This is a genomic window from Citrobacter sp. (genome assembly GCF_050252275.1).
Classification (GTDB): Bacteria; Pseudomonadota; Gammaproteobacteria; order Enterobacterales; family Enterobacteriaceae; genus Citrobacter_A; species Citrobacter_A amalonaticus.
This window is the reverse complement of sequence record NZ_JBFWLF010000371.1, coordinates 1-3,748: the sequence shown is the minus strand read 5'-3', so window position 1 is coordinate 3,748 and position 3,748 is coordinate 1. Positions and strand designations below refer to the sequence as shown.

General features: G+C 53.2%; 3 protein-coding genes. 2 read left to right on the top strand and 1 reads right to left on the bottom strand.

Annotated elements, in window-relative coordinates; genetic code table 11:
* Together AB7E14_RS21695 and nagA are read left to right on the top strand one after the other, a co-directional pair.
* Positions 1-1,203 (top strand): class-II fumarase/aspartase family protein (locus AB7E14_RS21695; RefSeq protein ID WP_428169944.1); only part of this gene is annotated, 1,203 nt, incomplete at its 5' end.
* Positions 1,196-2,407, top strand: a complete 1,212-nt coding sequence (gene nagA / locus AB7E14_RS21690) for an N-acetylglucosamine-6-phosphate deacetylase (protein ID WP_058586919.1) — start codon at positions 1,196-1,198, stop codon at positions 2,405-2,407. The genes AB7E14_RS21695 and nagA, both read left to right, overlap by 8 nt.
* On the opposite strand, the gene AB7E14_RS21685 is transcribed toward nagA, so the two are convergent.
* On the bottom strand, positions 2,400-3,748 hold a 1,349-nt coding region (locus AB7E14_RS21685), incomplete at its 5' end, for a hypothetical protein (protein WP_428169943.1). The genes nagA and AB7E14_RS21685 overlap by 8 nt on opposite strands.

Here is a 3,748-nt window from a genome sequence, read left to right as displayed (position 1 = left end):
GCGGCAGAAAATATTGCCGCCAACTGTCGCGTCGATAAAATCGACCTGACAGAAATGGAACGCCTGCTCCGCGAGATAGGCCACGGCTTTGTCCCGGTGATTAAAGTACTGGTCAAAGCCTGCGACAGCGAAAGCGGGAAGTATGTGCACTATGGCGTCACCACCCAGAATATCCAGCAAACCGCACAGCTTTACCTGGCAAAGCAGTTCGATGACATCATGCAGGGTTTTGTGAATGATATTCTGCGCAACCTGGCGAAAATGGCATCCGATCATCAGGCCACCCTGATGCCAGGTCGCACCCACGGTAAGCATGCCTTACCGGTGACCTGGGGCTATAAAGCTGCCGTATGGATTGACGAACTGTTGAGCGCCCAACAGCGCATGCAGGAAGCGGAAAAACGCGTTTTCACGGTGATGATGGGGGGGGCTGTAGGGGCGTTTCACGCCACTGGCGAAACTGGACGTCGGGTGCAGGATCGCGTCGCACAACGGTTGGGAATGCACTCCATGGCGATCCCTTCGCGTAACTCCCGCGTTTATCGCACGGAATACATCAGCAATTTGTGCCTGCTCGCCACCACGCTGCATAAAATCGCCGAAGAGGTGTATCAGACTTCCAGCGAAGAGTTCGCTGAAGTCTCTGAAGCGTTCACCAAAGGAACGGTTGGCAGCAGCACTATGCCGCAAAAAGTGAACCCCAAACTGGCTAAAGGGATTATCGCCAACGCGCAAAAATTGTATTCCGTGCTCACTTCCTGCCTGTATGTCAGCCCTCGCCCATTTGAAGCAGACAGTTCAGCCTACTTTATCTTCGACGGAAATATTCAGGAAAGCATGGAGTTGATGGCGGAGATCGTGATGCGCGCGGAAGAGTTGACCCGTACGCTGGTGATTAATCCTGAACGTATGCGCCAGAACGTCCACTTAACCCATGGCTTGATCAATAGCGAAAAAATCATGATGCAACTGGTGGAGCGGTTAGGCAAAGACGCGGCGCACGAGCGCGTGTACCAGTTGGCGATGCGCAGCACCCACGAGGGATTGCCCTATGCCGACGTGCTGCGCGCCGACCCCCTGATTCGCCAGCATTTTAGCGATACAGAAATCGACGCCCTGCTCGATCCCGCCCACTACCTCGGTTTGTGTGCGGAGATCGCCGCCGAAACGGCAGCACGCGTATGGGAGAAAGAGGATGTCTGACTCCCTGCTCTCTCTGGCAAGCGACCGAATCATCACCCCCGACGGGATACAACGCGGTTATCTGCATATCAAACAAGGACAGATTGTTGGCCTGGATAATACCCCTCGCGGCCAGGTGGTTGATTACCAACATGCGATGCTGATGCCGGGTTTTGTCGATATCCACGTCCACGGTTGGGGAAGAGGTTCGTTTGCCTGGAAGGGGGAGCGTCACTCTTTACAGGCGATGAGCCGGGATCTGGTCAATGCCGGGGTCACCGCGTGGCTTGCTACGTCCGCCACCCAGCCGGAGGCGTTCTTACTGGAGAGTCTGACCACGGCCTCCGACTGGATTGCGCACGCGAAAGCGGAAGACGGGGCTGAAGCCGTCGGCATTCACATGGAAGGACCGTTTATCAATGCCAAATACAGCGGGATGCAGCGCAAGGAGTCTATTCAGACTCCCAGCATTGAGGGCTTTGAACGCTATCAGCAGGCTGCACGGGGGCATATTCGCTTAATGACGCTGGCGCCAGAGTTGCCGGATGCGCTGCCGCTGATCCGTCATTTGCACCAGGCTGGCGTCACGGTATCCGCAGGGCATACCGATGCGACGTTTGACGAAACCACCCGGGCGATTGAAGCAGGGCTATGCCACTTTACCCACGCCTTCAGCGCTATGCGCGGATTACATCATCGTGAGCCAGGCGTTGTCGGCGCGCTGATGTACCACCAGGACACCTTCGCCGAAGTGGCAAAACAAAGCGGCATCACTCTGCGCCCGGAAGTGTTCGATATTCTCTATCGTCTGAAAAAAGATCGTCGTCTGGTCATGGTCAGCGACTGTCTGGGATATGTGGATTTCCCGGAAGGGTTTGAATTTCACCATTACCTGCGTCAGGAGACGTTTCGTATTCGCCATCATCTTCTGGAAATTACCGATCGCCACGGCAATATCCGCACGGTCTCGCCTGATGACTGGGCGGACGTCTGCACACTGGAGATGAGCTTTCTGGATTCAGTGAAAAATGTGGTTGATCGTCTGGAGAATAGTTGGGTTTCCGTAGCGCAGATTGCCTGCCTGAATCCGGCGATTCTCGCCGGTGTTGAACAGCGTAAGGGCAGCCTGACGCCCGGAAAAGATGCCGATATTCTGGTCCTTGATGAGGCGTTAGATCTTGAAGCCGTCTGGTGTCGCGGCGTCTTACAACCACTGGCTAAATAAACACATCACCATAATGGCGTTCGAGGAAATCCCTGAGCGCCTCGGGACTCATACCCTGTACCTGCTGAACAAACTGCTCAGCAGGTATTTTTTTGCGCGCGGAGGCAAGTCCCCGCTCACGAAGCAACTGGAAGTCATCCTGCGTTAGCCAGAAGTTAACTTTGACGTAATCCAGTCCGGCATACCGCAAATGGCTTGAGATCTTATTGGTAAAGGTGATCAGCAGATCAAACTCACGTGACTGGAGCTGTTCAATCTCATTGATATTAATACATACCGGGATATCGATATGAAAACGTGAGGACAGGACCTCTTTGAAATACCCGACCTTACTTTCCGAAGAGTTCGTCACAATAATGACCCGCTTTTTCGGCTCACTCACTACCCGGTTTTTAAGCTCATATTTTTTCGTGATCAACACCAGTGTCGCCAGATGAATGGCGGAAAACGTCGTTTGCCAGCCTTTTTCAATCTCGCTCACCGCAGACTGAACGTCGTCCCAGAGTTCAGGGTAGCGATTCTGGACGTTATGCAGTTTTTTATCATCAAACCAGAGATGAAATTTATTCTGGATGATGGCGGCATAGATAAAGTGATAAACCTCGGCAAACCAGGCATGCTGATTGTGAATGGTGTTGTTCAGGCTAGCGGCTAAACGTTCACAGGTCCGTTTCACATGCGCCACCAGGCTGGCGTCATATAAGGTGAAAGGGCGATACGTAAACGTCAGCGAAGCAATCAGGAGATCCAGACAGCGGTTTTCCTGCGGATTGGTCATGGCCTCAAAAGGGAACGTCGTCAAAAACGGCGTCGCCGTACTCTTTTTGATTACATGCCCCCGGCGGATGCGGTGTAACGCGAGGCTCAAATACACCAGCAGGTATTTCCGACCGTTGTAACCCAGCGTGTTAATCGGCCGGATAACGTCTTCATAGCAACGTGCAGCCTGGATAATCTCCGAAGCACATTCACTCAGAAACTGATCGGCAATCGAACGACTGACGGGCTCATTCGCCTGATGGGCTATCAACTGGTGGTGTTCACCAATCTCAACGGTTTTGAGTATTAACATGCACACCGCCAGGCGCAACGAGAACTCATCGCCGACAAGCCGCGACCCGGTACGTGGGATGCTTTGTACCGTCAGGGCGTGTTCTTGCGCCAGACGCAACATCACGGGATTATCATTTTTGACCGTCCCCGCGCTGACATAAAACTTTTTGTAGTACTCGTTTTTATTCACCACATCATGCAAACAGAGCGCCACGAGGAGATCCCTCACCCGCTCTTCTGCCGTGGTGATATAGCGATTAAAACGTATACGCGCTAAAAATTGCCGGT

Bases quoted from the DNA above. Each gene is read 5' to 3' on its own strand.
- nagA (WP_058586919.1), top strand. From the start codon at position 1,196: ATGTCTGACTCCCTGCTCTCTCTGGCAAGCGACCGAATCATCACCCCC.